We start from the raw sequence: 25697 nt of genomic DNA on the forward strand, positions 1-25697 counted from the left end.
AAATTTTCTAGAAAATTTGCCGCCTCAATTGCTATCGCCGCGCGCACTGCTTAGCGTCTTGACATGACAGCTGACCGCCCCCTCCTTGGCATCCTCTTGATGCTTGGCTTTTGTGTAATGGCCCCTTTAGGCGATGCGCTCGCTAAGATCATTGGCCAGACTATCCCGCTCGGCATCCTTTTGCTCGCGCGCTTTGCGATGCAGGCGCTTTTGCTTTTACCCTTGATCGCGCTGACGAACAGACCATTCCGTCTAGAAGGCCGTATCTTACGTCTCGCGTGGCTTCGCACTTTGCTCCATATCATCGGCATCGCGGCGATGTTTACAGCGCTGCAGTATCTTCCACTCGCGGATGCCGTGGCGATCGCATTTGTCATGCCGTTCCTTATGCTCCTCCTTGGCCATTACGTATTGGGCGAGGAAATCGGCGCGCGCAGGATTATTGCCTGCGCTGTTGGTTTCATCGGCACATTGCTCGTTATACAACCCGCATTCGAAAACGTCGGCTGGCCCGCATTGTTGCCGCTTGTTGTGGCCGTTGTCTTTTCGCTGTTCATGTTAGTCACCCGTCAGATCGCGAAACAAACCGATCCAATTAGTTTGCAAGGCGTCAACGGTGTTATGGCTGTCGCCATTCTTTTGCCAATCCTGTCGATCTTCAGTCAAACAGACATCGCACTTTTTGAGATCAAAGCGCCGAACCTCAGCGAACTGGGTATGCTCATCGCCATCGGCGTCATCGGTACGCTCGCGCATCTTCTCATGACGTGGTCGCTACGTTACGCGCCCTCCGCGACCCTCGCACCGATGCAATATCTTGAGATCCCGTTTGCCACCTTCATCGGTTGGCTGGTATTCTCTGAGCTCCCCAACACGCTCGCTTCGGTCGGGATCGCAATCACAATTTCCGCAGGTCTTTATATTGTCATCCGCGAGCGGGCCATGAGCCGGATTGCGCCACAAGTGCCTTAACCACCGCTTCAAAGCACTGCGCAGGCAGGATGCACAGCATTGCAGGCGCCGTCATCGCCAATGAAATCGCACCATCTGCAACGTTGGACGTTCCAATATTTTCACCAGGCGAAAAATCAAGGCTTTCAAACGACCACCTTAAACCTGACGCCCGCCCTGTAACGGGCCCTAGCGGAAACAATGATACAGGCGTTCCCGCGCTTAAAGGTAAGTCCAGCAGCGGCGGACATAGAAAGACGACCTCATCAGACCCTAGCAATACACAGCGCTGATCTTGAAACTGCATCAACCCGTGAAATGCCGCCAGCTGATGATCCAAACGGCCACCCAAAAACCCAAGTCCAACAACCAACGGCGTTTCAATCCGCAGCATACATTTCTCGAAATCGGTACTGTCTTGCTCTTCGATCTCGTGGACGATGTCTTTGGGCAAAGCGGCCTTTAAATCGCCCGAAAGCGAATCCATATCTCCTATGACGGCCTCGGGCACCCTGCCTGCGCGTACTATATGCGCCGCCCCGCCGTCCGCGGCGACAAGCGTCGGGGCCTCAACAATCGCGCGCTCCAGTTGCTGACTGTTAACAGCTGCGCCGCCCACCAGAGTTATAGGTTCCAATTTGCGAACAATTTTAGAAATCACGACAGATTAACACCTTTAGGGAAACAGATCACATTTGGGTCACAAAATGATACGTTAGAAGACACAGATTCGGGCCGCTTTGGTCGACACTGCTTAGTTATTAACCACACTGACATTAAGTAAAGCGAGTAGATCATGGTAAATTCGAGCAAAGTTCTCACGGTTTCCTACGGCACGTTCTCCTGCACCTTGGAGGGGTTTGACGATTCGTTCGATACGATGAAAGCCATCGCCGAGTATTTCAGAGATCTCGCCGCGGACGATAGATATTTCGGCGCAGAACCACCCACCCCCGACGCAGACATGCTCGCTCGGATCGCAGAACGCGAAGTGTCGCGACGTGTGGAGGCACACCGAGACGGTGACAAATTCGTTCTGCGCACAACGGCGCCACTGGCTCAAATAGAGACAGAGAGCGACGTTGACGCCGCCACTCTTGCTACAGAAGCAGAGGCTCAGGCCAAAGCTGCCGCAGAGCTAGAGCAAACCCGTCTTGCTGAGGCTGCTGCACAAGAAGCTCGCGCTGAAGAAGAGCGCGTCGCGAAAGAAGCGCAAGAGCGCACACAAGCCCGCGCCGCACGCCGTGCGCGCCTTGCCGAAGCAGCGCAAAAAGCTGACGCCGAGCGTTTGGTGCAAGCCGAAGCGGAACGCGTAGAAGCAGAGCGTGATGCAGCCGCCGAACGTCAGGCACTTGCGCAGCGTCAAGCAGAAGCTCAAGCGCAGGCAGAGGCCGAACGCAAAGAAAAAGCCGCAAAAGAAGCGGCGATGCTCGCCGAGCAATCTAAGCATGACCAAGAAGAGCCAGACTCAGTTGCTGCAAAACTTGCCCGCATCCGCGCTGTCGTCGGTCAGCCAGTTAGTACGCCTGCGACGCCGACATATTCCGAAGATGAGCACGCAGACGACATCATGCAAGGCCAACCTGGTGATACTGATCTTGAAGACATTCTTGATCTGGACGAGACGTCAGACGAAGAGATCGAAGAAGAGGTTATCGTTGCAGCCACGCCTAAAGTGGACGCTAACGATGCAATCTCTAACGTGATGTCCAAGCTTAATGCCAATGTTCCAAGCGCCGATCTGCCTGATTTTGACGCGGATCTGGATGACGCGTTGGATGCAGAACCATATGAAAACGAACGCGCGGACGCTCCAAGCGCTCTATTGAGCGACGTATCAGAGGTTGAGACCCCAAAAGCGCCCATTCGAGCGCGTGTTATCAAAATGAAGCGCGAAGAATTTGAAGCGGCAATTGCAAGCGGCGATATCGAAGAAGAACTCGACGATGCGCAGGACACCCTCGAAAGCGAGCAGGCGCAAACCGACGCGCCTGTGCAAGACAGCAGCCTGTCGCGCGACGATGAAGACGAACTCGCCCGCGAACTTGCCGCCGTTGAAGCAGAACTTGCCACTCACGCAGAGCCCGTCGCACAAGACGTTTTGCCAGAGCCGCACGACACTGCAGAACTTGCAGCAGAAATCGAAACACCAAGTGCGCAAACGTCCAATGTGAATGCACGTGGCGCGGACGATCTTGTGGCCGAGCCTGACATTGAAATGGATCGCTTGATGAATCAGGCCAGCTCGGAGCTGGATGAACCAGACGGAAAAAAGCGCCGCAATGCGCTTGGCCATCTGCGCGCGGCCGTAGCGTCAGCACGCGCTGACAAACATGCGGGCCCACAAGTTAAAAATGTCGATGAAACGCAAACGTACCGCGATGATCTGCAAAGCGCCGTTCAGCCACGCCGCCCCGTGCGTCGTCTGACGGCCGGTGAAAATGCGTCATCCGCAGCGCGCCCACCTTTGAAATTGGTCGAAGAACAACGTGTTGATACACCTCAAGCAGCACCAGTCGCAATGCCTGAAGCCGCCCAATCTGCGCCAGTTCAACCCGTGCGTCCACGTCGCATCAGGGCTGGTGAAACGCCAACACCATCTGCACAGGATATCTCGTCCGAAGTGGCACCTGACGGCGGAACGTTCAACGAATTCGCAGAAGAACTCGGCGCAACAGAACTGCCAGATCTGCTCGAAGCAGCCGCCGCGTATCTCGCCTATGTTGAGGGTCGCGATCAATTCTCGCGCCCACAGTTGATGACCAAAGTGCGCATGGTTCAGGAAGAGAACTTCTCGCGCGAAGATGGGCTGCGTTCATTCGGGCAGCTTTTGCGTCAAGGTAAGATCGAAAAAATTGCAGGCGGTCGCTTTACTGTCTCAGACAGGATCAGCTTCAAACCAGACACGCGCGCTGTCGGATAACCCCGACACACCTCGCGTATTTTAACGGCGGCCTTCTGCTTGGGGCCGCCGTTTTTGAGTCTGACGCGCTCTTAATCCTGCGGCGCATCGGGGTCTGCTTGACCGACACCCATAAAGACTTTCTTGAACGGAAAGACCCAAAGCACGCCCAAAACCACGTAAATCGCGAACTCCAGCCAGATCGGCGGGCGTCCAGTAAATTGAAACAACAACGCTACCCCCGCGATCGCGAAGATGATGTAGAGCGGCATGCCGATCAGCAAAATAACGAGCGCCCAGCGTCTGCGGGCTTTATATGAAAGAGCCATTAATCCTCAAACGGGTCAGTAACGAGGATCGTATCCTCTCGTTCCGGTGAGGTAGAAACTAGGGCCGCAGGGCAATCAATCAACTCTTCAATGCGACGCACATATTTGATCGCATTCGCAGGCAGGTCCGCCCAAGAACGCGCGCCCTCCGTGCTCTCGCTCCAACCTGGCATTTCTTCATAGATCGGCGTGCACCGCGCTTGATGATCCGCTGCCGTCGGCAGGTAGTCAATGCGCTCACCATCCAACATATAGCCCGTGCAAATCTTGAGCGTTTCAAACCCGTCTAAGACATCAAGCTTGGTTAGGGAAATCCCTGTCACACCCGAGGTTGCACAGGTTTGGCGCACCAAAGCCGCATCAAACCAGCCACAGCGACGCTTTCGTCCTGTCGTGGTGCCAAATTCATGGCCACGCTCGCCAAGGCGTTGACCGTCCGCATCTTCCAACTCCGTTGGAAAGGGTCCTTCGCCAACACGCGTCGTATAAGCTTTCACAATCCCAAGAACATAATCAATCGAACCCGGCCCAACGCCAACGCCTGTCGCCGCTTGCCCTGCAATCACGTTGGACGAGGTCACATAAGGATAGGTTCCAAAATCGATATCAAGCAACGCGCCTTGCGCGCCCTCAAACAAAATCCGCTGACCTTTCTTCTTGCGCTCATTAAGCACTTTCCAAACAGGGGCCGCATATTCCAAAACGCTTGGCGCAATCTCGCGCAGCATCGCAATCAATGCGTCGCGATCAATTGCTTCGATCCCCAACCCTTTGCGCAACGGATCATGGTGTTGCAACGCGCGATCAACCCGCGCCTCTAGCGTCGCGGCGTCTGCCAAATCCGCCACGCGCACAGAGCGGCGACCGACTTTATCTTCATAGGCTGGACCAATGCCGCGGCCTGTGGTGCCAATCTTGGTACCCTTAGAGGACGCTTCTTCGCGCGCACGGTCCAACTCGCCGTGAATCGGCAAAATCAACGGCGTATTTTCTGCGATCATCAACGTCTCAGGCGTGATCGACACACCCTGTGCGCGGATCGTTTCGATCTCTTTCATCAAATGCCATGGGTCCAGAACGACGCCGTTGCCGATAACAGACAGCTTGCCTCCGCGCACAACACCAGAGGGAAGCGCGTGCAATTTATATACCTTGCCATCAACAACAAGCGTGTGACCTGCGTTATGCCCGCCTTGGAAACGTGCGACGATGTCGGCCCGCTCACTGAGCCAATCGACAATCTTGCCTTTACCTTCGTCGCCCCACTGAGCGCCAACAACAACCACGTTCGCCATGCTTTTAGACCTTTTTCATTACGTCAAACCCGCGTCCGTATAGAGCGCGCATCTGATAAGCGAAACACCTATTTCGCCGCACCGCTTGTGAAATGCACACAGGCCCTGCTTCATCTTTCAAAATAAACTTATCCGCCCCAACAAAACGCGCAAATGCTGGACATAGCGCCGTTCATCAGCAAAAACCTCAACCAAACCAAGGAGAGCACCCATGATCCGCATCGCCATCCGCTGGCTCATCGCCTTCGTCTTACTTGCAGCGACCTATAACCCGACACCCTATAATTGGGTCCGCTGGTCACTGACAAACTATGCTGAGCAACTTCCGCTCATTGTCCTGAGCGGTCTGATTCTCCTGATCGGCTACATTATTTTCTTGCGCGCCACGCTGCGCTCCATCGGTCCTTTTGGCATGGGGCTGGTCCTTGCACTGGTCGCTGCGCTCCTTTGGGTGCTTTATGATTTCGGCTGGCTCAATCTCGAGAACCAAGCTGCCAATCTCTGGCTCGGCCTCATTGCTCTTAGCCTCGTTCTTGGCGTTGGTCTCAGCTGGTCCCACATTCGCCGCGCGATTTCTGGACAAGCGGATATGGATGATGTTGATGAGTAAAGAGCACGATTTCACTGCCACGCTGAGATGGACTGGTAATCAAGGGTCAGGCACGTCGCATTACAAAGCCTACACACGCGACTGGACTCTCCAAAGTGACGGCAAGCCAGCGATTGCGTGCTCTAATGATCCGCTCCTTGGTGGCAACAGCGCATTGTATAACCCCGAAGATATGCTGATCGCAGCACTGAGTTCATGCCATATGCTATGGTTTTTGCACCTTGCCTCTGATGCGGGCATAATCGTCCATTCCTACGAGGATAATCCGGTCGGCACCGGCGAAAGCTTGCCTGATGGGACAGGACGTTTCATCCGCGCGGACCTGAGACCCAAGATCGGCCTCACCCCCGGCAGCGACACCACCCTCGCGGACGAGGTTCATGGGCGCATTCACAACCATTGCTTTATTGCACGCTCTGTGAATTTCCCCGTCTCGATCACCGCGACATACTTTGACGTGACCAACTCAGATTGACGGGTTGCACGGACGGCGATGATTGCCTAGATAGCACGCTGTACCACTAACACGCAGGCTCCCATGGAAAACGTCGTTCTGATCATTCACCTCCTTTTGGCTTTGGCTTTGATCGGCGTCGTTCTGATGCAACGTTCCGAAGGGGGCGGCCTTGGCATGGGCGGCGGTGGCGGCGGTGGCGGCGCAATGTCGGGCCGCGCGGCGGCGACAGCCCTTGGCAAAGTGACATGGATCCTCGCGATTGCGTTCATCTGTACGTCGATCACACTGACAATCATCGCGGCGCAAAAATCTGCGGGCAGCTCTGTTTTGGACCGCCTAGGTGACGCACCCGCGGCAGCTTCTGAAACAGCACCTTCGGGTCTTGGTGAAGGCGACAGTTTGCTGCCACCAAGTGTTGATGACAACGCACCTTTGGTTCCACGCGCAGACTAAAATTACTAAGATTTGAGTGTCTTAGGCTTGCCGCAACATCATGTAGCGGCTGGCTTGCGAATCTCACACGAATCCTTTATCGCTCAAATCCCGTGAGTATCGGTATTTTTGTGATGCCGATCACTTGGAAATTGACCTGTTTTGCAGCCCCTTTCAGCGCAATTCGGTCCTCACGGGAGGCGCAAGCCAGATGGCCAGATTTATTTTCATCACAGGCGGTGTTGTCTCGTCCCTCGGCAAAGGTCTCGCCTCCGCGGCGCTTGGCTCTTTGCTTCAAGCGCGTGGTTTTTCCGTGCGCCTGCGCAAGCTTGACCCCTACCTCAACGTCGATCCCGGCACGATGAGCCCGTTTGAACATGGCGAAGTATTTGTCACAGACGATGGCGCCGAAACCGATCTCGACCTTGGTCACTATGAGCGCTTCACAGGCGTTCCCGCGCGCAAAACCGATTCCATTTCGTCAGGCCGCATTTACACCAACGTGCTCAACAAAGAACGTCGCGGCGACTATCTTGGCAAAACCATCCAAGTTATTCCGCACGTCACCAACGAAATCAAAGACTTCATCGCAATTGGCGAGGATGAAGTCGATTTCATGCTTTGCGAAATTGGCGGCACTGTCGGCGACATCGAGGGTCTGCCCTTCTTCGAGGCGATCCGCCAGTTCAGCCACGACCGTCCGCGCGGCCAGTGTATCTACATGCATCTCACGTTGCTGCCATATCTCGCCGCCTCGGGTGAGCTGAAAACAAAGCCAACGCAGCACTCTGTCAAAGAAATGCAAAGCATCGGCCTCGCGCCCGACATCCTTGTGTGCCGCTCCGAGCATCCAATCCCCGAAAAGGAACGCGAGAAAATTGCGCTCTTTTGTAACGTACGCAAAGAAAGCGTCGTCGCGGCTTACGATCTGAAATCAATCTACGAAGCGCCCCTCGCCTATCACGCGCAAGGGCTGGATCAAGCAGTGCTTGATGCGTTCGAAATCAACCCCGCGCCAAAACCAGATTTGCGTGTATGGGAAGACGTAGCCGACCGCATTCACAACACAGATGGCGAAGTGAACGTCGCGATTGTTGGTAAATACACCCAGCTTGAAGACGCCTATAAATCCATCAAAGAGGCCCTAACGCACGGCGGCATGGCCAACCGTGTTAAGGTTAACGTCTCGTGGGTCGATGCCGAAGTCTTCGATTCCACCGATGCCGCACCTTATCTTGAAGGGTATCACGCGATCCTCGTCCCCGGTGGCTTTGGCGAACGCGGAACCGAGGGCAAAATCAAAGCCGCTCAGTATGCGCGCGAAAATAACATTCCTTATCTTGGGATCTGTTTGGGCATGCAAATGGCCGTCATCGAAGCCGCGCGCAATGTGGCAGGCGTAAGTACCGCTGGCTCTGAAGAATTCGATCATGAAGCGGGCAAAAAGCGTTTCGAACCAGTCGTTTATCACCTCAAAGAATGGGTCCAAGGCAACGCAAAAGTCAGCCGCAAAGCGGATGATGCAAAGGGCGGCACCATGCGCTTGGGCGCTTATGACGCGACCCTAATGGCAGGGTCCAAAGTGGCTGACGTCTACGGCTCAACCGCGATCGAAGAGCGTCATCGTCATCGCTATGAGGTTGATATCGCTTACAAAGACAAGCTTGAGGCGGTAGGCATGAAGTTCAGCGGCATGTCCCCTGATGGTCGTCTGCCTGAGATCGTGGAGTGGACAAATCACCCATGGTTCATCGGCGTGCAGTTCCATCCAGAGTTGAAATCGAAGCCCTTCGACCCCCATCCATTGTTCAAAGATTTCGTGCGCGCAGCGAAAGACAACTCGCGCCTCGTTTAAGCCCGAAAAGCAAGTTTTGGAGATTTAGGAACCCTGTGTTACGCTTTTAACATGCGTAACACGTTGCTCACACTTGCCTTGCTCACGACAGTCCCTTTCGCCGCTCAAGCTGCTTGCGAGCGACCCGTTTGTCTCACCGATCCAGAGAGCCTCGTGTTCTCCAAACTCATCGACTTTGACGACGTTATGGCGTCCCTTGGCCTTGGCTCGCGCCTTGATGATGTGTTGATCCGTGATGGCACCACGTTCGGCGAACGCTTCGCAGGTCAGTCGCGCCATGCAAGCGGTGATTTTGATGTGATCACTGGCAAACCGCTCCTTCCCCTCACTGTTCTTGATGGTGGCGAAGGCCAAACCCTTGGCGCTATGCACGTGCGCGGTTCCATCGTTATTCATGGCCACGGCCCCCGCGTTTACCCCAAAGTCGAAGCGGTCGGCGAAGGCGCTATCGCAGTTCTGTTCGAGCGCGATCAACCGGCGCTTGCGTTCGATATCGCGGGCGGCGAGCAAGGGTACGCGTCCATCAAGTTCATCAACCGTCAGGGCGAAGATATCGACACCGTCACTTTCGGCCCTCTCACTGAGGCAAGCTATGGTTTTGCGCGTCAAAAGATGGAGCCTGACATCGCTGGCTTCATTCTACTCAACACCGACCCGCAAGGGATCTCTGTCGATAATTTGCGCTTTGAAGGCTTCGATCTGATGGGGTAACCTCACCTGAAACAAGGGGAGCAAAGCACATGCCAAAAGGCTACTGGATCGGTCACGTCACCATCGACGACGCGGAAACCTACAAACTCTACCAAGAAGCAAATGCCGCACCGTTCAAAGAATACGGCGCTAAATTTTTGGTGCGCGGTGGGCCGCAAGAGGTGCGCGAAGGCGAGATGCGTGCACGCAGCGTCGTGCTGGAATTTCCGAGCATTGAAGCCGCTTATGCCTGCTATGAAAGTGATGCCTACCAAGCCGCAAAAGCAATCCGTGACGCAGTCAGCGCAGGCGACATCGCTATTGTCGAAGGGTATGATCCCATATGAGCGTTCTAGATCGCCTCACCGCCCTTTTCAAAACACCCGTTCAAAGGGAGATAAAACCGCTCCCAGCGACAGACGTGCCCCACGCGCTTGGCGCGCTTTTGGTGCGCGTGGCTTTGTCAGACAAACAATATGCGGTGCAAGAAATTGGCCAAATTGACCGCGTTCTGGCCAAGTTCCAAAACATTGGCCCGATCGACGCCGCCAAACTGCGCGCAGAGTGTGAGCGCCTAGAAGCCTTCGCGCCAAACACCCCGGATTTTGCGCATTTGCTGTGCAAAAGCGTCGATTACGCAGATCGTCTCGGTATCGTAAAAGCACTTTGGCAGGTGGTCTACGCCGATGGCGCGCTGCGCGAGGTCGAAGCGGATGTGATGGAGATCACCCAATCTCAACTCGGTATCAAGCCACAAGATTGCGCCGCCGCCCAAGCCGATGCGCAAAATCAGGCGGCAATTGATAACGCCTCAAACCTTTCCTCTTAACACCAAGGCCCCTATATCACCCACATGTTTGCTGAATTTCTCAAAAGGCTGACCCAGCCTGAGCCCGATCCACTTGATGACGGCGATGCCCGTCTTGCTCTAACCGCTCTTTTGGTGCGCGTTGCCCGTTCTGACGGCGAGTACGCGAAATCTGAACGCCATCAGATCGAAACCGTTGTCACGACCCGTTTTGCCCTTGATAAACAAGGCGTTCATGAGTTGATGCAAAACGCCGAAACCCTAGAACATGAAGCACCGGACACCGTGCGCTTTACCCGCGCGATCAAAGATGCCGTTCCCTATCCAGAGCGTCTCGGTGTGATTGAAGCCCTTTGGTCTGTGGTCCTCGCGGACGGCGTGCGCGAACAAGAAGAGGACGCACTCTTGCGCTTGATTGCCAATTTGCTTGGTGTGAACGACGTGGACAGCGCACAGGCACGACAGCGTGTTGCCGCATCAAAAAGCTAGGTTTCCCTATCGTAAAGTCGCGTAAATGAAGTATTGGCAATTGCCAAACCCCTTTATTTACGCTCAAACATAGCCTGCTTAGTTGTTAAGGATACACATTGACCGCGCCAGACACAGTCATCGAGTTGCGAGATCTTCACAAAGCCTACGGCGACCTTGAGGTCATAAAAGGCGTGTCCATCGCGGCGAAACGTGGCGATGTCGTTTCGCTTATTGGCTCCTCCGGCTCTGGCAAATCGACGTTGTTGCGATGCGCAAATTTACTCGAAGACAGCCAGCAAGGCGATGTTGAATTCAAAGGCGAACCTGTAAAATGGGCCGGCAGCGGCCACAATCGCCGCCCCAGCGATGGCGCCCAAGTGATCCGCATCCGCACGAACCTCTCTATGGTGTTTCAACAGTTCAATCTGTGGTCACACATGACCATCTTGCAAAACGTCATGGAAGCGCCTGTCACGGTGCTTGGCCGCGACAAAGCGGACGCGGAAAAAGCGGCGCGCGGTTATCTCGACAAGGTCGGCATCGGCGACAAATGCGACGTCTTTCCTGCGCAGCTCTCAGGGGGGCAGCAGCAACGCGCCGCAATCGCGCGCGCCCTGTGCATGGAACCCGAAGCGCTCTTGTTTGATGAACCCACCTCCGCGCTCGATCCTGAGCTCGAACAAGAGGTTATCAAAGTCATCAAAGACCTCGCGAGCGAAGGGCGCACGATGTTGATCGTGACGCACGATATGAAATTGGCCGCAGATGTATCGGATCACGTTGTGTTCCTGCACCAAGGCCTGATCGAGGAAGAAGGCGCGCCCAAAGACCTGTTTGGCGCGCCCAAATCAACCCGCCTACAGCAGTTCTTATCCAGTACGGCTTAGGCGCTAACAAACCCTAAACCAAACACTCAACGGGAGACTACACGATGAAAAAACTTATGCTCACAACAACAGCGCTGACGCTAGTTGCAGGCTTTGCTTTCGCAGACGGTCACAGCAAAACAGTTCGCCTCGGCACAGAGGGCGCATACCCTCCCTACAACTTCCTCAACGATGACGGCGAAGTTGACGGCTTTGAGCGCGAGCTTGGCGACGAGCTTTGCGTGCGCGCAGAACTCACATGCGAGTGGGTCACAAACGAGTGGGACAGCATCATCCCGAACCTCGTATCCGGCAACTATGACGTCATCATCGCAGGCATGTCCATCACAGATGAGCGCGATGAAGTCATTGATTTCACACAGAACTACACGCAACCAGACCCATCTGGCTACATCGCGCTTAGCATGGATGTTGACCTCGCGGGCGGCGTGATCGCAGCACAAACAGGCACGATCCAAGCGTCTCACATCGCCTCTACGGGCGCGACATTGGTTGAATTCGCAACACCCGAAGAGACTGTCGCAGCCGTACGCAACGGCGAAGCGGACGCGGTTTTGGCTGACAAAACCTACCTCAAGCCAATCGCGGACGAAGACTCCAGCCTGATGTTGATCGAGCAAGAAGAACTGCTCGGCGGCGGCATCGGCCTTGGTCTGCGCGAAAGCGACGGCGAGTTGAAAGCGAAGCTCGACGCAGCAATCGGTTCCATGAAAGCGGACGGTTCTTTGAACGCGTTGATCGAAAAGTGGGAAATCGGCAAAACGTTCTAAGCTGATCTAACCTTACGATTTAGACGGCGGCGCTTGATCCCAAGCGTCGCCGTTTTTCATTTTTAGGCAAACCGCGCGGGCCGATAGGGTGCCAACCAGCGCGCTGTATCGTTGCTCACCCCGTGCAAAATCTCCTGCCCGATCAATTCGCCCATCAACGCAGCCAGCGTTATCCCTGAATGCAACGTCGCCGCATAAAGCCCCGGCGCGACCTCACCTACCGCCGGAAATCCGTCCTTTGGAATAGGGCGATGTGCCAAATGCATTGCTCCCAATTGCAAATCCGCTTCGGGAAATAACGCGCGCAAACGCGTCATTGAGCGCTCTGCCGCGACATCAGGATGCGCATCCAAATCAGCCGCGCTATCGCCCTGATGCCCAATCGCCGCTGGCGTCATCAACGCCCCATTCGGCAACTGCCGAACTTCCCCGAAATCTGTCGCAAGCACATGGTTCAACCGCCACGCAACTGGCTTGGTTGTCAGCACCAATGCAGGACGATGCAGCATCGGCAATGCGATACCGACGTCCTTCAAAAGCGCTTCAGTCCCCGTACCGGCGGCGACCAAAACGCGGTCTGCCTCAAACACACCCTGCTCGGTACGCACGCCACAAATCTGCCCTGCGTTTTGCATAAATCCCTGCACATGAAACCCGCGCGCCACCTTGGCACCAAGTGCAATCACCGCCTCTAAAAACCGTTCCGCAATCGCTGCAGGTTCAGCAACCCCCTCCGCCGCAAAGCGAATCGCGCGCTCTGGAACGACCCCAAGTGCAGGTTCCCAAGCTGCTATCGCCGCGCGATCTAGGGTTTCGCTAGGATATCCCTCAGCTAGCAAAGCCTCGAACTGCGCATCGAACGCATCGTCCGCGAATTCCCAACACAGCCCACCTGTCCAGCGCACAGGCACATCCAGCCGTTTTTGCAAACGATGATATGCCGCAATGCCTTCTACGCGAAGTGCGTGATACTCAGGATTTTCAAAGAAGGACGCGTTGATCCAGCCAAAACTCCCCTCTGTCGCGCATGCAGCGCCACCATCCAGCACCAACACATCCGCGCCGCGGGATACCAACTCAAATGCACTTGCCGCGCCAATGATGCCCGCGCCGATCACAATCACCTTCAACTTGCTCATTCGAACCGCCCCCCCGGACCATATATTTTCTTGCGTCAAATGCGTTTGTCACTTGGCCTCTCACGCATCTTCCTTCATCCTATGCCCACCTTTGAAAAGAAAGCCAGATGTTCAGTTTTTGCAGTGACCCCTCCCTACTGGATCGCTTCTATTGGCTCTCGTGCTATCTCACGACAGGCAAGCACATGGGCTTTTACGCCTCGTTTGGCACTGTCCTTTTGCTCCTCGCGATCACTGCGCCAACCGCGCTCGCCTTTGGCTTTTTCGGAGCCTCTGCTGCACGCTCAAACGTCGCACCGCTTAGGTGGCTCGGTAAAGGCTACATTTCCGTTGTGCGCGGCGTCCCTGATATCGCCTTTTTCTTGTTCTTTATCATAGCACTAGACCAAGGCATCGAATATCTGCGCCACAAAGTAACGTGCTCCGATTGGGATCAACCTATCCGGCAAGGTAACGACTTCATCGTTTGCGATGCAGCTAAAATGCCCCTGGGATCAGCGCCGCAATGGATGCACGAAAGCTATGGTTTCGCCCTTGCTGTACTGACTTTCGCCATCGTCTTTGGCGCATTTGCAGCCAATGTTTTGTTCGGTGCAATGCGCGCCGTGCCACGTGCGCAGATAGAAACCGCTGAAGCCTACGGAATGACGCGCAAGCAAAGCTTCTGGCGCATACTGGTGCCACAAATGTGGGTCTTTGCACTGCCTGGCCTCAGCAATCTTTGGATGGTTCTGATCAAAGCAACACCGCTCCTTTTCTTGCTCGGCATCGAAGACATCGTCTACTGGGCGCGTGAACTGGGCGGTACTAAAACATCACGCTTCACGGACTACCCGCACGGCGATTGGCGTGTCTGGTACTTCCTGTTCCTCCTGATCTTTTATCTCGCCTTCACCAAGGTCTCAGAAATTGTCCTTGAACGCCTCATGACCCGCCTCACACACGGCCAAGCCACCACTGGCGGCGAAGCACAAAGGAAGGCCGCATAATGGAAGAGTGTCTTCAAACTATTGCGGACTACGGCTTGCGCTCTATCGGGATCGGGCAGAGGCTTCTTCCGAAAGACAATTTCACGCTTTGCCAGCAAATGACCTTGATCGGTTCCGGCATGATCTGGAACATTTATTTCGGCATATGCGCGTTAATTTTCGGGTTCTTCTTCGCCACCGCTCTCGCTGTCGGCAAGGCCGCGCAAAGCGTTTGGCTGCGCAAACCCTCAGAATGGTTCATCTTTCTCTTTCGCGGCTCACCCCTGTTTATCCAATTTTTCTTTGCATACTTCCTGTTCCTTTCGCTCAAGGGTGTCAGCCCGATCTTCAACCCCTTCACCGCAGCATGGCTTGGTGCGTTGATCGTTCTGTTTTGCAACACTGCAGCCTACACAGGCGAGATCTTCTACGGCGCACTCCGCTCCATCCCCAAAGGGGATGTAGAGGCCGCAGATGCCTACGGATTGACAGGTATGCCCCGGTTCAAGCGTATCATTTGGCCAACCATGCTGCGCCTTGCATGGCCTGCCTACACGAATGAAGCGATCTTCCTGTTTCACGCCACAACGCTGGTTTTCTTCACAGGGTTTCCCGCTTGGCAGCAACGTGGTGATGCACTTTATTACGCGAATTACTTCGCAGATAAGACGTTTAACCCATTTGTGCCCTACCCGATTCTCGCTGGCTATTTCATCATCCTAACCTTGATAGTCATCAGCGGTTTCGGTTTCGTTAATCGCCGTTTGAACCGCCATCTTCCGCAAGAACATCGCAGCAAACTCAAGCTGCGCGCCAATATAATTCGCTAAAAGAGGCACATATGGACACGTGGTTATCCGAACATCCTGACATCCGTTCCATTCGCGTTGCCGGCTGTGATCTGAACGGCCAAGCACGCGGCAAACGCATCCCGACGCGTTTTGCTGGTAAAATCACCGAAGACGGAAGTCGTTTCCCGTTTTCCGTGCTCAATCTCGACATTTGGGGCGAAGATATTGAAGACAGCCCGCTGGTCTTTGACAGCGGCGATGCGGACGGGGTTCTTTTGCCAACAGAACGTGGTTACCTTCCGATGCCTTGGCTCGGCACGCCGACTGCGTTGCTCCCTGTTTGGATGTTTCACGAGAACGGCAAGCCTTTTGACGGCGACCCGCGTCAAGCGCTCGCGCGCATCAAGGAACGCTATACAGAACAAGGGCTTACCGCCGTCGTCGCAACAGAAATGGAGTTTTATCTGATCGACGACACAGGTCGCATGCCGCGCACTGTCCCGTCCCCTCATAATGGTAAACGCCGCACCGGTTCAGAGACGCTGGGCCTACGCGCGCTCGACGCGTTCGATGAGTTCTTCACTGACCTCTATGACGCCTGCGAGGCGATGGATATCCCCGCCGATGCCGCCATTTCCGAGGCTGGCCTTGGCCAATTCGAGATTAACCTGATGCATGTCGATGACATGCTCAAAGCCGCTGATGATGCGTGGCTCTTCAAACTGCTCGTACGGGGTCTTGCGCGCAAACACGGGTTTGCCGCCAGTTTCATGGCCAAACCCTATGCGGATTATTCTGGCAACGGCATGCACATGCACTTTTCGGTCCTCGACACGGACGGTAACAATATCTTTGATGATGGCGGTCCCAAAGGCTCTGAACAGCTCCAAAATGCTATCGCCGGATGCCTGAATGCGATGCCCGGGTCCATGCTGATCCTCGCGCCGCATGCCAACAGTTATGATCGCCTTGTTCCCGGTGCACACGCGCCCACAAAACTGTGCTGGGGCTATGAAAATCGCACCGTTGCGATCCGCGTTCCGGGCGGCAATCACAAGGCACGGCGCATCGAACACCGCGTTGCGGGTGGCGACGTGAACCCCTATCTTTTGCTCAGCGCCGTCCTCGGTGCCGCCCTCGATGGGATTGCTCAAAAGCTGACACCCCTCGCCCCTGTTACCGGCAACGCCTACGCGCTCGATGCGCCCGAATTGCCCGCAACTTGGCAAGACGCGCTCGATGTTTTCCAAACTGATCCAGCGGTCGCGCGTATCTTTCCCAAAGCACTGATCAACAATATGGCGATGACCAAACGGCAGGAAATCGGCGAAGTCGCGACCCTATCGGAAGAAGAGCGGATTGCGCTCTATCTTGAGTTCCTCTAGCGTTTTTAAAACTCCAAAGGTGATCCATGAAAATCGGTATTCTGCAAGCCGGACACGCCCCTCCTGCCATGATCGAGGCGCGCGGCGATTACACGCAAATGTATTCAGAAATGCTCGACCAAGACACGTTTACCTATCAAACGTGGAGCGTCGTCGACATGGAATTTCCCGCAGGCCCAGAGGACGCGGATGGCTGGCTTATTTCCGGCTCCAAGCACGGTGCCTATGAGGATCATCCGTTTATACCACCGCTTGAACAACTCATTCGCGATATCTCCGCTTCAAACCGCCCACTTGTTGGCGTTTGCTTTGGTCATCAGATCATCGCGCAAGCACTCGGTGGCACGGTGGAAAAGTTTGATGGCGGTTGGTCTGTTGGTCAACAAAACTACGATATCAACGGCGAGAATATGCAGCTGAACGCGTGGCATCAGGATCAAGTGACCACCCTGCCCGAGGGTGCAAAACGCGTCGGCAGCAGCGATTTTTGCGAAAACGCGATGCTCTATTATGAAGGCAAAGCGCTGACCATCCAACCGCACCCTGAATTTGACGCGCGCTCTATCGATGCGCTGCTCACGACCAAGGCCAAAGGCATCGTCCCCGAAGATCTGCAAAGCGTTGCGCGTGATCGCCTCGCATTGCCCGATCACAACGCCATCATGGGCGCCCGCCTTGCGCATTTCTTCAAAACAAAGAGCCTCACATGAGCGACTGGACCAAAAACCTCCCGGAGACCGCCGCCGCCTATCTTGAGGGCCGCAAATTGGACGAGGTGGAATGCATCATCTCCGACCTGCCAGGCATCGCGCGAGGCAAGGCAGTACCAGCCAGCAAATTCGCGAAGCAGGACCAGTTTTTCCTTCCTGACTCCATTTTTTATCAAACAATTACAGGCGATTGGGGCGAAGCGGCTGGTGATGAAGGATTCATCGAAAAGGACATGATCCTTAAGCCGGATATGACCACGGCCACCGCTGCTCCCTGGACAGGCGACTGGACATTGCAGGTCATTCACGACGCCTATGATCGCAAGGATCAGCCCGTCATGTTCTCTCCGCGCAACGTTTTGAAACACGTGGTTCAACAGTATCGCGACCGTGGTCTTGAGCCTGTCGTGGCCCCCGAAATGGAATTTTTCCTCGTCGCGCGCAACATTGATCCGGCCATTGCCATCAAGCCAATGATGGGCCGTTCGGGCCGTCCCGCTGCCGCGCGTCAGGCTTATTCGATGACTGCGGTGGACGAATTTGGCCCCGTGATCGACGACATCTACGACTTTGCCGAAGCGCAGGGCTTTGAGATCGACGGTATCACCCAAGAAGGCGGTGCAGGGCAGCTTGAAATCAACCTTCAGCACGGTGATCCGGTTAAACTGGCAGATGAAGTTTTCTTCTTCAAACGTCTCATCCGCGAGGCCGCTTTGCGCCATGATTGCTTTGCAACCTTCATGGCCAAACCGATTGAACAAGAACCCGGAAGCGCGATGCACATCCACCACTCGATCCTTGATATCGAGACAGGTCAGAACATCTTTTCCGGTCCACAGGGCGGTGAAACAGATGCGTTTTTCCACTACATTGCAGGTCTGCAAAACCACCTGCCCTCCGCCATCGCAGTGCTAGCACCTTATGTGAACAGCTATCGTCGCTACGTCAAAGATCACGCTGCGCCGATCAATCTAGAGTGGGCGCGCGATAATCGCACGACGGGTATTCGAATACCTCTCTCTGATCCGAATGCGCGCCGCGTCGAGAACCGCCTCGCAGGGATGGACTGTAATCCCTACCTCGGCATCGCGGCGTCATTGGCTTGTGGCCTTCTAGGCCTGATCGAGGAAGAGCGCCCCGACAAACAGTTCAAAGGCGACGCATATGATGGCGAAGAGGATATTCCGCGCACCCTTGGCGAAGCTTTGAACGTCTTTGAGGAAGCCACTGATCTGCACGAGATTTTGCACCCCGAATTTGCCCGCGTTTACGCAATCGTAAAGCGTGCGGAGTATGAAGAGTTTCTTCAGGTTATTTCGCCATGGGAACGTGAACACCTTCTGTTGAACGTATGAACCTTCTGTTTTCGAACGATAAACGTGGGGAATATCCAGACAGTTGGTATGCGCACGATGCCACCCCTTTGGCCTCCTTCGAGCAGTTTCGCGGCGAAACCTCTGCAGATGTGTGCATTGTCGGTGGCGGCTACACAGGACTTTCCGCAGCACTGCATCTGGTCGAACTTGGCTATGATGTGGTCCTTTTAGAAGCGCACCGCGTCGGTTTCGGCGCGTCTGGTCGCAACGGCGGGCAGCTTGGCTCTGGTCAACGCATGGATCAGGACGGACTAGAAAATTTGATGGGCAAAGACGTTGCGCATAAATTCTGGGACATGGCTGAAGATGCGAAGCGCCTAGTTAAGAGCCTGATTGCGCACCATAATATTGACTGTAACTTAAAGCCAGGCATTGCTGATCTAGGTTTTGGCAAACGCGATGTCGCCGAACTGCAAGACTATTCCAAAAAGCTCAAAGATGATTACGGCTACGCCGACGCGAGCCCGCTGAGCAAAGACGAGGCCCAAGCCCTGTGCCCTTCCCCAGCATACAATGGCGGCATGATGGATTGGGGCGCGGCGCATTTGCAGCCACTCTCGTTTGCGCTTGGCCTCGCCAAAGCCGCATCATCCGCAGGTGCGCGCATCTTTGAAAACGCCCATGTGCACTACATCAAAGAGGGTGCCAAAGTACTCGTGCAAACCGATCAAGGCCGTATAAAGGCCGATCATTTGATCCTCGCGGGCAACGGATATCTTGGCAATCTCAACCGTAAAGTCGCCGCGCGCGTGATGCCGATTAACAATTTTATCGCTGCCACCGAACCCTTAGACGATGACGCCGTAAAGGTTTTAACAAAAGATATTGCCGTCGCGGACACGAAATTTGTGGTGAATTACTTCCGCCTCAGCCACGATAAACGCCTGCTTTTTGGGGGTGGCGAAAGCTATGGTTACCGCTTTCCCAGCGATATCGCCGCGAAAGTGCGCAAACCGATGACAGAGATTTTCCCGCATTTGCGCAATGTGAAGATCGACTACGCTTGGGGTGGCACGCTCGGCATTACGATGAAGCGCATGCCCTACCTTGCCCGCGTCGCGCCCAATATTCTAAGCGCGTCGGGCTATTCTGGACATGGTGTTGGCAATGCTGTGCAAGCAGGAAAGTTGATGGCTGATGCGATCCAGGGTCAGGACACGGGGTTCAACACCATGGCGAGCATACCAACTCCTAGTTTCCCCGGAGCCGGCGCGTTTCGTACACCGCTTTTGACGCTCGCGATGAGCTATTATGCCCTGCGCGATCGTCTTGGTGTGTGACTATTTGCTCAGTTTGGAGAGCTTTTCCTGAAGGTCCGCCAATTGAGTTTTGATCGCATCTAAATCTTCTCTAGATTCAGTCGCTTCCACCTTTGGGTCTTCTACTTTTTCAGCCGAGGGCGGTGTCCATTGCCCCCCTGTCATCGCCTTGAAAAACGCCTCTTGCTGAGAACGAAATGCTTCCATTCCCGGCATCTGCGCGATGGGGTTCACTTTGGTGATGTTATCAACGACTTTGCTCTGACTGTCGCGCAGCATGTCAAACGACATCGCCAAAAACTGTGGTACGACACTGCTCGCTTGACTGGTGTAGCTGCGCACAAGATCGGTCAGCACCGCGACAGGTAAAACACTTTCGCCTTTGCTTTCCCGCTCTGCTACGATTTGCAACAAATACTGCCGTGTCAGATCATCGCCGGACTTCAGATCAATGATCTTCACATCGCGCCCTTCGCTGATGAAACCGGAGATATCCTCGAGCGTCACGTAATCGCTGGTCTCTGTATTATAGAGACGACGACTCGCGTAGCGTTTGATCAAAAGTGGGGTCGTGGCGTCGGTCACTTTAGGCTCCCTCCCAAAATGCAGCAGTGCAGAAAAAGTCTATGCGAGTGCAGCACGAAAGGGAACCCAAAAGAAAAGGGCCGATCTTGCGATCAGCCCTGTCATTCAACGCCTGTGTGGGAGGACACCCGCGCGAACGTTCTTGTAGCTCAAAAAGCCAAGCTTACTTTGCAGCAGCTTTTTTAACAGCAGCAGTTGCTTCTGTTGTCGCTTTTTTAACAACGGCTTGAGCTTCTTCAGAAGCGTTCTTGCCAGCTGCCATCATCAATTCAACTGTCTCGAGCTGAACTTTTTTCGCGATCTCGGAGAAAGACGCAACGTGCTCTGCGGCTGCCTCAGCAGATGCGGACGCCATGTCTGTCATCGCTTTTGCGTAGTCTGCGGGCTCTGCCTTAACTTTTGCGAAGTCAGCGAATTTCGCCAATGTGTCTTTTGCCCAAGCTGTGGAGAGTTCTGCGGACTTTTCAGCTGCTTCAACGGAAACTGCGGAAAGCTTCTCGTTCAAAGTTGCTGTAGTCTTGAACGCGTCGTCCATTGCTTTTGTGTCTATTGGGAATGCGCCCATCATGTCTTTCATAATCGCGGAGAAATCTTGTGTTTTAGCCATGGTGTAAATCCTTTGAGCCTATCTCGCGGGACGATCCCGCTGTGTTCGACAAGGAAATATATAGATGCTGCAGCGCGGCATTGCAAGCATTATTCTGCACTGCAGCATGCCTTGAATTCCCTAAGGTAAATCAGCGCCTTGCACTAAGCTTTACGTAGGTTCCAGGCGCATCGCACAAAGCAGGATGCGAAGAATCGCCTGGCTGCAGCGCAGCAATTTGCTTGCCAGACCGCTTTTTTAGCCATGATTCCCAACGCGGCCACCACGAACCTTCGGTGAATTTAGCCTGATCAAACCACTCATTCGGTTCAAGCTTCATATCGTCGTTAGTATAGTGGCCATATTTGTTGCGGCTCGGCGGGTTAACGATCCCCGCGATGTGACCCGACTGCGTAACAATAAAGGTTTTGGAGCGGCTGCCCATCTGTTGAACGCCGCGATAGCAGCTTTTCCATGCGGCGATGTGATCTGTCTCACAGGCGATCGAGCAAATCGGCACGTCCACATCTTTAAGCATCAAGGTCTCCCCCATCAGCTCGAACCCGTCTTCCGCAAAATCATTCGATTGGCAAAGACTACGAAGGTACTGCACAGACATCTTACCGGGCAAGTTCGCGCCGTCCCCGTTCCAGAACAGCAAATCAAATGCGGGCGGTGCTTCGCCCATCATATAGCTTTTGATCGCTGGGGTATAAACGAGATCGTTCGAGCGCAGAAAGCTGAACGTGCGGCCCATAATATGCGAGCGCAAATAGCCCCGCTCGTTAACTTCGGCCTCAATCCCGTCGATGAAATCGTTTTGAAGGAATGGCGTGAACTCACCTTGATCCGAGAAATCCGTTAAAGCAGTGAAGAAGGTCGCGGACTTGATGCTCTTGTCGCCGCGCTTTTTCAACAAAGAGAGCGTCAGGCTAAGCGTCGTTCCTGCAATACAGTACCCGATGCAATTGACCTGTTCCTGAGCGGTGATCGCCTTCACTTCGCGCAGCGCCGCGAGGTAGCCGTCCTCGATATAATCTTCAAGACCGACGTCAGCATAAGTGTCATCGGGATTGATCCAAGAGATAACGAACAATGTATACCCTTGCTCGGTGATCCACTTGATCAAGCTGTTTTGTTTTTTAAGATCAAGAATATAGAACTTATTGATCCACGGCGGGAACATGATGATCGGCGTTTCATGCACGGTCTCTGTTACTGGCGCGTACTGAATAAGCTCCATCATTTTGTTGCGATAAATGACCTTACCCGGCGTCGTGGCGATGTTCTCGCCAAGCTGGAAGGCTTTCTCATCGGCAAGTTTAACAATCAATTCACCGTCATTTGCCTCAAGATCCGCGACAAGGTTCTCAAGCCCATCGAGCAGGCTGCGCCCTTCTGTTGCGACGGCTTTTTCCAAAGCATCAGGGTTGGTGCCAAGGAAATTCGTCGGAGCCATCATGTCGATGATCTGTTGCGAGAAATAAGTCAGGCGCTGTTTTTCTTTGGGGTCAAGGTCTTTGGTGTCTTCAACCGCTTGCGCGATGGCCTCTGCGTTGATCAGGTATTGTTGCTTAACAAAATTGAAATAGGGATGCGTATTCCACAAAGGGTTGGCAAAGCGGCGATCGCCCTCAAACGCATCACTTGGCGCTTCGAATTTTCCCTTCGCGAGCGTTTGCTGCGCTTCGACATAGTGTTTGACCGATTTGCCCCAATAGGCTGCCTGATGCTCAAACACTTTGGCAGGATTATCCATGATTTCCTTCATGTAGGCCGTCATAGCATCGGAAAAGAGCTCTTGATTCGGGCCGCTCAAAGCAGGATTTGCTTTCGATTTCCCCGAAACAGCTTTGATAAGCCGCTCTGACAACGCTTCGATTTTCTCTAGGTTCGCAGCCATTTCGGGCGAATTTAACTCTGCGGCATTGTCGTTTGTTGTCATCTTAACATTTCCAACCTATCTTCGCTGCTGTGCAGCATAATGAGGGCAAGTGTACCGTTGCATTGACCTAAGGGCAAAGCGACGAATTGAACCGCCCCCGGAATTGGCCCTTTGCAGGCAAGGATAGACTATGAAGTATATGGCAACTTACGACATGATGGAAACGATGCGAAACACCAACCAATGGCTTGGTGCAACAGCGCGATCCATGGCGGCCTATCCAATGTTTTCGATTGCTCCGAACCCCGCTCTTCAATGGCTTGGTGCATGGGGCGAAGTGACGGAACGCTCGTTTGAGCGGATGGTGGTCAAGCCTGATTGGGGTCTCGATACATTTACTTGCGAAGATGGCCGCGATCACCTGATCGAAATCACGCCGGTTGTGGAACGTGCATTTGGTGATTTGATCCATTTCAATGTGACCGGTCGCGAGACGATGAAACGCAAAATCTTGTTGGTTGCACCGATGTCTGGGCACTATGCAACGCTGCTGCGCTCAACGGTGAAATCGCTGATCCGTGACGCGGAGGTTTATGTCACTGACTGGCACAACGCACGCGATATTCCAGTGTCTGAGGGCAAGTTTGATGTAGAAGACTACACACTCTATCTCGTTGACTTTATGCGCGAACTTGGCCCTGACACCCATGTTATAGCGGTGTGCCAACCTGCGCCTTTGACGCTTGCTGCAACTGCCTATCTGGCAGAGCAGGACCCGGACGCGCAGCCACGTTCCCTAACGCTTATCGGTGGTCCGATTGATCCGAATGCAAACGCCACAGACGTTACAGATTTCGGTCATCGCGTCACAATGGGCCAGTTGCAAGAGACAGCGATCCAGCGGGTCGGTTTCAAGCACAAAGGGGTTGGTCGCAAGGTCTATCCTGGCCTCTTGCAACTGACATCTTTCATGTCGATGAACAGCGAAAAGCACTCCAAAGCGTTCAACGATCAGGTGATGCGTACCGCCCAAGGTGAAGCGTCTGAACATGACAAGCACAACAAGTTTTACGACGAATATCTGGCCGTGATGGACATGCCTGCGGAGTTTTATTTGTCCACGGTCGAGCGTATCTTTAAGAACGGTGAAATCGCGAATAATGAATTCGTGGTGGACGGTCATAAGGTCGATATCGGCAACATCACAACAGTCGCGGTGAAGACCGTTGAGGGTGCAAATGATGACATTTCCGCACCCGGCCAATGCATCGCAGCGCTAGATTTATGCACAGGCCTGCCCGATTCGAAAAAGGCGAGCCATGTAGAACCTGGTGCCGGTCACTACGGTATTTTCGCGGGCCGCAGCTGGCGCGACAACATTCGCCCACTGGTTTTGGAGTTTATTGACGCCAACAGTGTTGCAGATAAGCCCAAAGCGAAGAAGGCATCAAAAAAGAAAGCCGCGGCGAAGTAATCGTTCGGTCCTTAGGTGATCAGGAAGGCGGCTCTTGTTTTCAAGAGCCGCCTTTTTTCATTCTAATATATCATCGAGCATAGCTTGTGTTCCGCGGGAGAATTCGAGCGGACACGCATAACGCTCGCCTTGCATCGCGCGCTGGAACGCTTCGACTTGGAGCACATAATGATTGGCACTCGGCCAGCGAAAGTTCTCGCTCGAACCATCGCTTTTAATCAATTCCAGACGGGCTTCCCCGAAAACCAGCGGATTATAGGGCACAGTCAAGCGCGCGATCGCCTTTTCACCATGAAATTCGGCGCATTGCCATGGCACCATGCGCATCGAGGTGGTGCTGTCATGAGTGAACCCATCAAACTCAGCGGTCACCAAAGCATGTACATCGACCCCATGCTCCATTGTGAGTTGCTTGGAAAGGATTTGCTTAGGCTCCTGACCAGTCACAAATCGAACGCCGCCAAGGGTGTAAACGCCAATATCGCGCAAACCGCCACCACCCTGCTGGGCAGAATGGCGAATATTGCTCGCATCGGCGCGGTTGTCGTAGCTAAACGTGCTCGAAACACGGCGCAATTTTCCAAGCGCATCGCTTTGCACCAATTCACGCATCTTTTGCCACTGAGGATGGTGCACGATCATGTAGGCTTCAGCCGCGAACAGACCGGACGCATCACGTGCGGCGATCAACTCATCAATCTCAGAAACATTCATACCGACAGGTTTTTCAACCAGCACCGCTTTGCCAGCAGCAAGAGTTTTGAGCGCCCAAGGTTGATGCATATCGTTCGGCAGAGGGATATAAACTGCATCGATATTTGGATCTGCGAGCAGTGCATTGTAGTCGCTATGCACCTCAATGTTTGGCGCAAACTTCTGAAATGGCTCGGCTTTTTGCGGATCGCTTGTCGCTAGCGCCACCAGTTGCGCATCTTGTGCAACTGCAATCGCAGGCCCCATGTGTTCTCGTGCGAATTTCGCAGCGCCTAAGATTCCCCAACGTGTCATACCCATTGACCTGCCCCCCCTAGGCTCCCTCATTCATAACGAGAGTTTGCGGGTTTGGATTTCATATTCTTTAT

The 25697-nt window shown here is 54.1% G+C and carries 27 protein-coding genes; 19 read left to right on the forward strand and 8 right to left on the reverse strand.

The window, feature by feature from the left end:
* Positions 1-63 precede the first annotated feature (63 nt).
* The gene (locus tag PFRI_RS10785) at positions 64-972 is read left to right on the forward strand and encodes a DMT family transporter (RefSeq protein ID WP_072630714.1); all 909 of its coding nucleotides are present in this window, start codon (positions 64-66) and stop codon (positions 970-972) included.
* On the opposite strand, the gene PFRI_RS10790 is transcribed toward PFRI_RS10785, so the two are convergent.
* Complete coding sequence (locus PFRI_RS10790; RefSeq protein ID WP_072630715.1) at positions 926-1612, reverse strand: thiamine diphosphokinase; 687 nt, start codon at positions 1610-1612, stop codon at positions 926-928. The two genes, PFRI_RS10785 and PFRI_RS10790, sit on opposite strands and share 47 nt — an antisense overlap.
* 135 nt (positions 1613-1747) lie before the next feature.
* Between PFRI_RS10790 and PFRI_RS10795 the strand changes: the two genes are divergently transcribed.
* Positions 1748-3874 (forward strand): hypothetical protein, encoded by a 2127-nt coding sequence (locus PFRI_RS10795; protein WP_072630716.1) that lies wholly within the window; start codon positions 1748-1750, stop codon positions 3872-3874.
* A gap of 71 nt (positions 3875-3945) precedes the next feature.
* Here the strand turns inward: PFRI_RS10795 and PFRI_RS10800 are convergent, their stop codons facing one another.
* A complete protein-coding gene (locus PFRI_RS10800; RefSeq protein WP_072630717.1) occupies positions 3946-4182 on the reverse strand; it encodes a DUF2842 domain-containing protein in 237 nt (78 codons plus the stop codon).
* Complete coding sequence (locus PFRI_RS10805; RefSeq protein WP_072630718.1) at positions 4182-5477, reverse strand: adenylosuccinate synthase; 1296 nt, start codon at positions 5475-5477, stop codon at positions 4182-4184. Before PFRI_RS10805 ends, PFRI_RS10800 begins: the two co-directional genes overlap by 1 nt.
* A 214-nt stretch (positions 5478-5691) precedes the next feature.
* Between PFRI_RS10805 and PFRI_RS10810 the strand changes: the two genes are divergently transcribed.
* The 10 genes from PFRI_RS10810 to PFRI_RS10855 all read left to right on the forward strand — a co-directional run bounded on the left by PFRI_RS10810 (position 5692) and on the right by PFRI_RS10855 (position 12457).
* Entirely contained in the window at positions 5692-6087 is a 396-nt protein-coding gene (locus tag PFRI_RS10810; protein WP_425439465.1) for a DUF6524 family protein, read from the forward strand.
* Positions 6080-6562 carry an OsmC family protein gene (locus tag PFRI_RS10815; protein WP_072630739.1) on the forward strand — a complete coding sequence of 161 codons (483 nt, stop codon included), beginning with the start codon at positions 6080-6082 and terminating at the stop codon, positions 6560-6562. Before PFRI_RS10810 ends, PFRI_RS10815 begins: the two co-directional genes overlap by 8 nt.
* Before the next feature lie 63 nt (positions 6563-6625).
* A complete protein-coding gene (secG, locus tag PFRI_RS10820) occupies positions 6626-6997 on the forward strand; it encodes a preprotein translocase subunit SecG (RefSeq protein WP_072630720.1) in 372 nt (123 codons plus the stop codon).
* 190 nt (positions 6998-7187) lie between these two features.
* Complete coding sequence (locus PFRI_RS10825; protein ID WP_072630721.1) at positions 7188-8831, forward strand: CTP synthase; 1644 nt, start codon at positions 7188-7190, stop codon at positions 8829-8831.
* Positions 8832-8882: 51 nt separating this feature from the next.
* On the forward strand, positions 8883-9542 hold the full coding sequence (locus tag PFRI_RS10830; protein ID WP_072630722.1) for a hypothetical protein: 660 nt from the start codon (positions 8883-8885) through the stop codon (positions 9540-9542).
* 29 nt (positions 9543-9571) lie between these two features.
* A complete protein-coding gene (locus PFRI_RS10835; RefSeq protein ID WP_072630723.1) occupies positions 9572-9868 on the forward strand; it encodes a DUF1330 domain-containing protein in 297 nt (98 codons plus the stop codon).
* The gene (locus tag PFRI_RS10840) at positions 9865-10350 is read left to right on the forward strand and encodes a tellurite resistance TerB family protein (RefSeq protein WP_072630724.1); all 486 of its coding nucleotides are present in this window, start codon (positions 9865-9867) and stop codon (positions 10348-10350) included. Before PFRI_RS10835 ends, PFRI_RS10840 begins: the two co-directional genes overlap by 4 nt.
* Before the next feature lie 24 nt (positions 10351-10374).
* Positions 10375-10818, forward strand: coding sequence for a tellurite resistance TerB family protein (locus PFRI_RS10845; protein WP_072630725.1), 444 nt, complete (start codon positions 10375-10377; stop codon positions 10816-10818).
* A gap of 98 nt (positions 10819-10916) precedes the next feature.
* Complete coding sequence (locus PFRI_RS10850) at positions 10917-11687, forward strand: ABC transporter ATP-binding protein (RefSeq protein ID WP_072630726.1); 771 nt, start codon at positions 10917-10919, stop codon at positions 11685-11687.
* A gap of 44 nt (positions 11688-11731) precedes the next feature.
* Positions 11732-12457: a transporter substrate-binding domain-containing protein gene (locus PFRI_RS10855; RefSeq protein WP_072630727.1), complete on the forward strand. Its 726-nt coding sequence runs from the start codon at positions 11732-11734 to the stop codon at positions 12455-12457.
* Positions 12458-12519: 62 nt separating this feature from the next.
* Here PFRI_RS10855 and PFRI_RS10860 read toward each other — a convergent pair whose 3' ends face one another.
* Positions 12520-13596: an NAD(P)/FAD-dependent oxidoreductase gene (locus tag PFRI_RS10860; RefSeq protein WP_084649671.1), complete on the reverse strand. Its 1077-nt coding sequence runs from the start codon at positions 13594-13596 to the stop codon at positions 12520-12522.
* A 107-nt stretch (positions 13597-13703) separates the two neighbouring features.
* Here PFRI_RS10860 and PFRI_RS10865 point away from each other — a divergent pair, with 107 nt between their 5' ends.
* From PFRI_RS10865 to PFRI_RS10890, 6 genes are read left to right on the forward strand one after another with little or no spacing between them, the layout of a single operon-like run.
* On the forward strand, positions 13704-14585 hold the full coding sequence (locus PFRI_RS10865) for an ABC transporter permease (protein ID WP_072630728.1): 882 nt from the start codon (positions 13704-13706) through the stop codon (positions 14583-14585).
* Positions 14585-15394, forward strand: a complete 810-nt coding sequence (locus tag PFRI_RS10870) for an ABC transporter permease (RefSeq protein WP_072630729.1) — start codon at positions 14585-14587, stop codon at positions 15392-15394. Before PFRI_RS10865 ends, PFRI_RS10870 begins: the two co-directional genes overlap by 1 nt.
* Positions 15395-15405: 11 nt before the next feature.
* Positions 15406-16740: a glutamine synthetase family protein gene (locus PFRI_RS10875; RefSeq protein ID WP_072630730.1), complete on the forward strand. Its 1335-nt coding sequence runs from the start codon at positions 15406-15408 to the stop codon at positions 16738-16740.
* Between the two features lie 26 nt (positions 16741-16766).
* Positions 16767-17450 carry a type 1 glutamine amidotransferase gene (locus PFRI_RS10880; RefSeq protein ID WP_072630731.1) on the forward strand — a complete coding sequence of 228 codons (684 nt, stop codon included), beginning with the start codon at positions 16767-16769 and terminating at the stop codon, positions 17448-17450.
* Positions 17447-18805, forward strand: a complete 1359-nt coding sequence (locus tag PFRI_RS10885) for a glutamine synthetase family protein (RefSeq protein ID WP_072630732.1) — start codon at positions 17447-17449, stop codon at positions 18803-18805. Before PFRI_RS10880 ends, PFRI_RS10885 begins: the two co-directional genes overlap by 4 nt.
* Complete coding sequence (locus PFRI_RS10890) at positions 18802-20106, forward strand: NAD(P)/FAD-dependent oxidoreductase (protein ID WP_072630733.1); 1305 nt, start codon at positions 18802-18804, stop codon at positions 20104-20106. Before PFRI_RS10885 ends, PFRI_RS10890 begins: the two co-directional genes overlap by 4 nt.
* Here PFRI_RS10890 and phaR read toward each other — a convergent pair whose 3' ends face one another.
* From phaR to phaC, 3 genes are all read right to left on the reverse strand, one after another.
* Entirely contained in the window at positions 20107-20670 is a 564-nt protein-coding gene (gene phaR / locus PFRI_RS10895) for a polyhydroxyalkanoate synthesis repressor PhaR (RefSeq protein ID WP_072630734.1), read from the reverse strand. It lies immediately after the preceding gene.
* A gap of 163 nt (positions 20671-20833) precedes the next feature.
* Complete coding sequence (locus tag PFRI_RS10900) at positions 20834-21277, reverse strand: phasin, PhaP (protein ID WP_072630735.1); 444 nt, start codon at positions 21275-21277, stop codon at positions 20834-20836.
* Between the two features lie 130 nt (positions 21278-21407).
* Entirely contained in the window at positions 21408-23201 is a 1794-nt protein-coding gene (gene phaC / locus PFRI_RS10905; protein WP_072630736.1) for a class I poly(R)-hydroxyalkanoic acid synthase, read from the reverse strand.
* Positions 23202-23331: 130 nt separating this feature from the next.
* Here phaC and phaZ point away from each other — a divergent pair, with 130 nt between their 5' ends.
* Complete coding sequence (gene phaZ / locus PFRI_RS10910; protein WP_072630737.1) at positions 23332-24615, forward strand: polyhydroxyalkanoate depolymerase; 1284 nt, start codon at positions 23332-23334, stop codon at positions 24613-24615.
* Between the two features lie 57 nt (positions 24616-24672).
* Here phaZ and PFRI_RS10915 read toward each other — a convergent pair whose 3' ends face one another.
* A complete protein-coding gene (locus tag PFRI_RS10915; RefSeq protein ID WP_425439464.1) occupies positions 24673-25629 on the reverse strand; it encodes a Gfo/Idh/MocA family protein in 957 nt (318 codons plus the stop codon).
* Between the last annotated feature and the right edge of the window lie 68 nt (positions 25630-25697).

Source organism: Planktotalea frisia (assembly GCF_001890925.1).
In the GTDB taxonomy this organism is placed as follows: Bacteria; Pseudomonadota; Alphaproteobacteria; order Rhodobacterales; family Rhodobacteraceae; genus Planktotalea; species Planktotalea frisia.